Annotated in this window: 5 protein-coding genes; 1 reads left to right on the top strand and 4 read right to left on the bottom strand. The window is 39.1% G+C overall.

The genetic code is table 11. The features are described 5' to 3' along the window. Positions 1-282 (bottom strand): hypothetical protein (locus HYU69_16715; GenBank protein MBI2271983.1); only part of this gene is annotated, 282 nt, incomplete at its 3' end. 277 nt (positions 283-559) lie between these two features. Between HYU69_16715 and HYU69_16710 the strand changes: the two genes are divergently transcribed. Beyond that, positions 560-2,128, top strand: coding sequence for a hypothetical protein (locus tag HYU69_16710; protein ID MBI2271982.1), 1,569 nt, complete (start codon positions 560-562; stop codon positions 2,126-2,128). Positions 2,129-2,266: 138 nt separating this feature from the next. Here the strand turns inward: HYU69_16710 and HYU69_16705 are convergent, their stop codons facing one another. From HYU69_16705 to HYU69_16695, 3 genes are all read right to left on the bottom strand, one after another. Next, the gene (locus HYU69_16705) at positions 2,267-5,116 is read right to left on the bottom strand and encodes an SBBP repeat-containing protein (protein ID MBI2271981.1); all 2,850 of its coding nucleotides are present in this window, start codon (positions 5,114-5,116) and stop codon (positions 2,267-2,269) included. A gap of 46 nt (positions 5,117-5,162) precedes the next feature. Further along, positions 5,163-6,878 (bottom strand): T9SS type A sorting domain-containing protein, encoded by a 1,716-nt coding sequence (locus HYU69_16700; protein MBI2271980.1) that lies wholly within the window; start codon positions 6,876-6,878, stop codon positions 5,163-5,165. A 249-nt stretch (positions 6,879-7,127) separates the two neighbouring features. Then, positions 7,128-8,208: hypothetical protein (locus tag HYU69_16695; protein MBI2271979.1), on the bottom strand; the 1,081-nt coding region annotated here is incomplete at its 5' end.

Here is an 8,208-nt window from a genome sequence, read left to right as displayed (position 1 = left end):
TCGGGCTCCTTCGTCTTTTAAGAACTGGTAAGTAAGTCCGCTGGTGGTTACCCAAATATTAAGCCCGGGGACTTCAGCTTTATATAAAACATAGGGAGCGGGGTTATTTTCACTATCAAGTATTTGTCCTTTATTTTCCCGGAATCCGAATTGGTTTTGTTTTGCAAGCCAATCATGGGTCTGCGCCTTCAGGTTCGGGCTGTTGACAGTATTATTACCCGCTGGAATTATATTGGTTGTAATAAAAATGACAAGAATGGTACTGAAATAACACTTTTTCACTTGAACATATTTTATAAGATGTTGAAGGTCAAGCGGAACTCGCATTTTATGTTCATGACTCTTTGTATAAATTATACATGCTCGTTTCATACTACAATATTTTTCGGGTCATGTGAGGTTTTGCTGAACAATGTTTATATGAAATTTTCTTCTCACTATTAATATTCAACCTATTAAAGGTAGAATGATTTGTAAGGAAAGACAAACCAAAATCATCTTATTTCCACAAGTCCGAAATTTGGAAGCGTAATAGTATATTTGTGTATAATGTATTTCAATGAAGGCTCAGGAAAGAAAAAGAGAAAAATCCACTTATTTGTTTGATCTGGTAAAGTCACTTACCGGCCAGGAGAAGAGGTACTTTTCACTGTTTTCCAAACGGCATATACTTAGTGAAGAGAATAATTACATCAAGCTGTTTAGTTTGCTTTGTTCACAACAGGTGTATAATGAAAACGAAATAGTTGAACGACTTTCAAATAAAAAATTCGCTTCTCGCCTTGATACTCACAAAAAGATCCTCACAGAACTCATTTTAAAAAGTCTACGAATGTTTCATTCAGGAAAAACACTCCGAATGGAGTTGAGTGAGCGGGTCAATGACATTGAGTTGTTGATTTATAAGAAGCAATGGCGCTTATGTGGCAAACATATTGAACAAGCAAAGCATTTTGCGATAAGCAATGATCTTTTCACAGGATACATTGATATTTTAGGATTGGAGTTGATGATGATGCAGAGTAGTTCAAATTTGAAATGGCTTAAGAATAATATTGACACCATTCAGTTGGAGGAGAACAGGGTGCTTGAAAAGCAAGCGAATTACTTCCAGTATAGGAGACATAACAATTTAGCTAAAATATGGATAGTAGATAATAGTGCCGTAAGAAGAAGTGAAAACTCAAGAAGTAAATTTGATGAAGCATTTAATTCAGCACTTACAAAGGATGTAAACAATGTTTTGTCGGCTAAGGCTATGGTCTTATATCACCACCTTAATGGGCAGCGGTTTTATTTTTTTGGTGATTATAAGCGAAGCCTGAGCCATTTTCAGTTACTGCAGAAATTTATAAAGTCGGCGCCTGAAAGATTTAAGCAATACCCCAAAGTATATACCGCTGCCATTCATAATATCATTAATATTTTGCAACGGACAGGGAAATTTAATACGGTTATCCGATATATTAATAAGCTGAAACACATACCAACAGGAATGGAATTGAGCAGAGAGGAAATTTTTGTCCGCTACTTTGAACAATTACTTTGTACTTACGTATATTTTGGAAAGTTCGTTGAAGGAATTGAGAAAGTAAATGAAGTCGAAATTTGGCTGGAGCAAACAAATGTAAAACTTGTTGAAAAGATCCGGCTCATGGAACTTTATCTGTATCTGTCTCATTTATATTTTGGAACGGGTAATTATAAACGATCATTATTCTATTGTAACCGTATACAGCGAATTGAGTTTAAGCCTGAAGTTTTGAAGGATCAACATTATTATTCAAAGGTAATTGCAGTTATGAACCATTTGGAGTTGGGAAATGAAGACATTTGTGTGAACTTGGCCAGAACTTTACTCAGGAATAAAAAGGAGAATAAACTCATGACGAAAACGGAGAAGACCGTAATAGAATTTATTTACAGAAAATATTTCATTCTGAATTCAAAAATGCAGCAACGCAGCGCCTTTTCAGAGCTAAAACGGAAAATCCTGAAAAATTTAAATACTGTTCCTGATATGTATACTCCTGAGCAATTTGATTTTTTGCGATGGCTTGACAGTAAAATAGAGGATCAGCCTTTTGCGGATGTTATAAGGGAAAAGGGTAAAAAAGTTGTTCGTTGACTGTTCGTGGTATGTTAATTTTTAATGACGTATAAAATCAGGAATGACATCGCTTCAAGCTATGTTATCCCTTTACAAATTACACCTAACTTAACATTCGTGTAGCTTTATTACCAACACCTGATAACTAACAATGGGTTATGGTGCAGTAAGATTGACATTTATACTGCAGCCGTTCTTGTCTTTAATATTTATCGTGTATACACCTGAACAAAGCTGATTTTTGTATCGCTTATCATAGCCATCGGGCCAGGCATAGCTATAAGGACTTGTGCCGCCTGTGGCTGTTACCATGATCCACTCTTTGCAGCCACAGTTTGTGCAGTTGGCGGTGCCCTTGGTGAATTGGCCGGCTAAAGTGCAGGTACTACACGGTGTACCCGTTATAACAAACGTTGCCGTTTGTGTTTGATTGCAATTACTTGTTGTGGTTACTGTGTAGGTACCCGGGCATAAACCGGTAACGGTATTGGTGGTACTGGTAACATTCATGGTGCTGCTGCCATTGCTCCATACATAGCTGTAATTGGGATTACCGCAACTTACATTAACGGTGGCGCTGCCGTTGCAGGGTGTGCAGGTGGTACTGTTAACCTGGCTTTGGGTGTAAGTAACAGAATCGGGTATGAATTTGAGAATATATCCATCATGAGAATTATTAAAAGTGGCATCGTAATATGCGCCCCCACCCGGATCGGTAAGAGGATAAGTGGAAGAGTTAGTTACATCAATCCATTCTCCTGCCATAAACAGGTTGTCATTGGCATCAACAGCTAATGCTTCGCGAAAATCCCCTCCACTCCCGCCTATATAAGTATTCCATAGAAGGGCTCCTGTGTTGGAAAATAAAACCAAGAATATATCCCCAAACACACCACCACTACTACTACCATTGTAGGTATTGTCAGAATATCCTCCAGAGCAGGAGGGAGAGGGCTGAACCAACAATGCACTGGAATTGGTATTAAAACTCATATATACATTGCCGCAGGAATTAACAGCTAAATTATCATACGTAAAAAAAAACCACAATTCATTTCCGCTTCCTCCATAATAAGTCGCCCACAAACGATTGCCGGAATTGTCAAATTTTAGAATAAAGGCATCGATCCCCCCCGCATTCGCTCCCTGAAAAAACGTGCCTGCATTCTGAACAGGAAAATTGGTTGAATTGGTCTTTCCTGTTACAAACACATTGCCGTTTGAATCACAGGCAATGGAAAAGCCGCGGTCATCTCCACTTCCTCCATAATAAGTTGCCAACAAACGATTGCCCGCATTGGAAAATTTCAGAATAAAAGCATCACCCCCACCCGCATTCGCTCCCTGAAAACAAGCTACAGAAACAGGGAAATTGGTTGATCCGGTATATCCAGTTACAAACACATTGCCGCTGTTATCAATGGCAATGGAACACCCCTCTTCATAGCTATTTCCACCATAATAAGTCGCCCACAAACGATTGCCGACATTGGAAAATTTCAGAATAAAAGCATCAGCCCCCCCCCCCCCCGCATTCGCTCCCTGAAAACAACCTACAGAAACCGGAAAATCGGTTGAATAGGTAGATCCAGTTACAAACACATTGCCGTTTGCATCACAGGCAATAGAATTGCCCACGTCCCATCCACTTCCACCATAATAAGTCGCCCACAAACGATTGCCGGAATTATCAAATTTCAGAATAAAAGCATCGCCCCCTCCCCCCGCATGCACTCCCTGAAAATAACCTGGAGTACAAATGCCGCAACATACAAGACCATTGCAAACCGGAAAGTCTGTTGATTGGGTATATCCAGTTACAAACACGTTGCCGATGCCATCACAGGCAATGTAATGGCTCACGTCCGCTACACTTCCTCCATAATAAGTCGCCCACAAAAGAGCACCGACATTGGAAAATTTCAGAATAAAGGCATCTACCCCTCCCCCATACACTCCTTGAAAAAAAGTTCCTGCTATCTGTACAGGGAAATTGGTGGAACTGGTATATCCCGTTACAAACACATTCCCGCCGCCATCAGTGTCTATGGACATAGGACCATCATCTGCATTCCCTCCATAAAAAGTAGCCCACACGAGTTGCGGATCAATAATTAAAGTTCCATGTTCCGGGTTCCGGGTTCCGGGTTCCAGGTCAAAGACGACAGAGGATTCGTATCCATTGTCTTCATTCTTTTCGATGCGCTTCTGATAACGCTGTTTGAAACGGGTTTTTATTTCTTGTCCTTCATAAAAACTTACCGGAGCGTTTTCTTTTATGTTGCCGTAATTGGTGTAAAGTTCCAGTTCGCCCTGTGCATTTATTTTAACGGGTGTTTTGCTTTTGTAGCGTAATTCGATTTGTTTGTAATCGGCTCCGGGATGTACAATAAAATCATATTTAAATCCTTTTTCATTACTGTTGTACAATACCCAGTCAATGCCGGGATATATATTTTTGATGGTTATTTTTTCGTATTGCTTTACATCATAAATCCCATCGGGGCAATGCCCGTAGAAATAATTAAAATGTTCCGCGCTTACGCCTTCTCTGATGATGGTTCGGCTCAGCTCACCACAAGTGTTTTCTTTTTTTATGGTTGCGCCTTTTAGTTCCATATCAACGCGCTCCCATTTAAAAATGATGTTCTCCTCTTTCTCCGAATGCATCTTTCCTTCTTTTTCATTTTCAGTTTCTTCGCTTTCGTTTTCTTCTGACTGAATAAAGGTATAAGTGATGCCTTTTTCGGTAATATACATGTTCATGCCGGGCGCTTCGGCTTTGAACAATACAAAAGGAACGGGATTGTTATCCATATCTGTCATTTGCCCTTTGTTCTCTAAAAACTTAACAGGCTGGTTTTGCATCCCTGCCTGCGCTAACGCTTCGGCAGACAGGTATTGTTGTGCAAGGGCCGGGTCATTATTTTCTTTGTTATTGCCTGCGAAACTTGCAACGTTTGCCAGCAAGAATAACACGAAAATGTATTTATATGTATTTTTCATGAGCTGATTTTTATATGCATTATTGTGCAAATTTTTCAATTATTATCTATTGTTTTATAAATTTTTGTGTCTGCTGTTGTCCATTTTTTAAGCGAATAAAATAAAGTCCGTCTGGTAAATCAGCAACGTTGATTTGTAATGTTTGCGTTATTTCTATTTCCTTTATTAAAGCTCCAATGGAATTAAAAATCTGAACTTGTTCTTTACTGTTGTTGCCAATAAACTGGATTGTCAAAGTTTCTATTGCGGGATTGGGATAAATAAAAAATAACATTTCATATAATGGTTCGCCACCAACTGAAGTATTCGGATAATATTCGTCCGCTCCTATGTCAATGGAATTGATATTTCTGATTTCAAAATCAATATCTCTGCTGTTGTTTATTGACAAACCAGTATTTACACATGGAGAATTGTTCATTATGTGAAAGTCTGAATTAGAAAGATCAACAAAAACAGGATTTGCGATAAATGAATTTTGGTCGTTGTTTAGAGTTGTCTGATACGATAGAAAACTCAAGGAATCAAATTTTGTTGGGTATAACTCAATGTAAGTTGAGTCGTGAAATTGTTTATAGCAATTGTTGTTAAGAATAATACCATTTAATGGGATGCTACTAGTGTCAATAAACACTAATGTTCTTCGGGCGTTATAGAAAATATTATTGCGTATAACTATTGAATCTGTTGGTGCTTCTGTTGACCAACACAAAACTCCTCCGCCTCTTGGGTCAGGTCGTTGTAACCCACCCCAACCATAACCTGAATTTACACAAGTATTGTTCTCGAAAAATATGCCATGAGTAGAAGATGAACTTGGCCGATTAAAGTATTCAAAAGATGCCATCGAACAATTCCAGATTAGATTGTTTCGATAGGTAATATTATACTGTTGTGCAGAATTACCGTGATTCTGGTTAGTAACACCTGAATCGTATATTTCCCAAATTTTGCAACGTTCTACGATATTGTCATGGGCATTTGCCCAAAATTCAATGCCGTTTCCATACCGAGTGTTATTAATTCCATCTATGTCACCACCGCCCATATATGAAATATCACAATCTGAAACTATAATATGGTGGGTGTTGCCACCGCCTATGCCATGTGCCCCACCGTATTTTAAAGATAGATTGCTGTAAGAAATATAGCTTTTTGCATTTTGGTCAATTATGTGCTGCCGAACTGCACACTCAATTTCTGAATAGATATTAGCTGGATTTGCAGTGGAATAAATTCTCAATACATATGAAGTTTTGTCAAAGCAGAAATCGCCTTGCTGAGATAAAGCTGAATTAGTCCACTTTTTAAAACCAAAAGCAGTTGCGTTATTGAAAATTAAATTTCCAATGTCCTTAGTAAAAGTTACAGCACTACGCCAGATATTTCCTCCCTCATTAATCCAGTCGCTGGTTGTAGATTTGTTAACCGAGCCCAACAATAATGGTTTTGCACCTGTGCCATAATCGGAATAGGTAATGTAACCTGTAATGGAACCACTTTTTGGTATTAACTGTCCACGCCAAACACTGTTTCTTATAAAGAGAACACTGTCATTAGGAGAAAACAAATACGAATTTACTTTTGTCAAGGTCTGCCAGGGAGAACCTGCACTTAATCCACTATTCAAGTCATTCCCGGCATTACTGTCAACATAATATGTCGTGGCAAATGTGGGGGTTGCGAAAGAAAATATTATTAATAAACAAGCCGTAAATAAATATTGAAAGCTGTTTGTCTTAGTTGATGTCTTTTGTTTCATTTTGTCACTGAAGTTTTATTCTTTGTTGTCAGGTTGTAATTTTGATGTTGCACTGTCGCGATAGGGTTGCCGGTAACAATTATTGCCCGCGAAACCTGCAACGTTTGCCAGCAAGAATAACACAAAAATGTATTTATATGTATTTTTCATCTGTGTATATTTTTTAGTTTTTCAATTGTCAGATGGAATACGTCATATACTCATATCGGTTTGTATGCCAAAGGTGTATGACTATTTCATGAGCTGTTTTTAAGGCGCGTTTACCGTAACTGTCGCATTGCATCCATTGTTGTCCGTAATAATAATGGTGTACGTACCCGCACAAAGTTTATTTTTATACCTGCCCGTATATCCATCCGGCCAAAGGTAGCTGTAAGGATTTGTGCCCCCTGTGGCGTTTACCATTACCCATTCTTTGCAGCCACAGTTTGTGCAGTTGACGGTGCCCTTGGTAAATTGGCCAACTAAATTACATACAGTACATTGGGTAGTAGTGATGTAATTATCTATTTTAATGCTATCTTTTTTACAAAGGGTGGTTACAACTAATTTAACATTGTGCGTGCCTACGCCGGAGAAACTTACAATAGGTTTCATGGAATCGGATGTGGCGGGGGTGCCGTTTGTAAACACCCAGTGATACTTATAGCCTGTAGTATCGCAGGACTTGCTTATTGTTGGTGTAAATGTAACGGGGGTATTTGCACATACGCTTGTGGCAGCAGTAAAGCCTAAGCCAAGTGATGTTTTGCCTTCGCAAATATTGATGCATAAGCACGCTAAAACGGCATCAAAATTTACTCCTCCGAAACCAATAACACTATGAACTGTTTGATGGGCACCGGCGGTTACCGGGTAGCCTCCATTTGTATTGGATGCGCAGACAAACAATAAATTACCGGAAACTGCTATTCCACCTCCATATAAGTCTAAATCCTCGTAACCTGTTCCTCCAAAATAGGTAGCGCAGAGTTTTTTACCATCCGAATCAAATTTTACGATCATTTGGTCTTCTCCTCCTCCGGCATAATTCGGCTGGTAGGCACAGGCATCGAGATCAGAAAGAGACCCCATCGGATCTTCTACTTCCATATACAGGTACACATTGTTGTTTGCATCTATGGCAAGGCAGCCGCCCATGCTAAATTCATTAAAAACCGAACCGTAATAAGTGCCCCAAATCCGCGCGCCTGCTGGATTGAATTTTACAAGGAATGCATCATTGCCTCCACCTAAAACAGTTTGAAAACCGCCGGCAGTAGCAATTACATTGCCCGTATTGGGGCTGGTAGTATATCCTGTCAGGTACACATTGCCTGTGTTATCGCAG

Source organism: Bacteroidota bacterium, assembly GCA_016183775.1.
Lineage (GTDB): Bacteria > Bacteroidota > Bacteroidia > JABDFU01 > JABDFU01 > JABDFU01.
The sequence above is the reverse complement of the archived record's forward strand: the minus strand, read 5'-3'. Positions and strand labels throughout refer to the sequence as shown.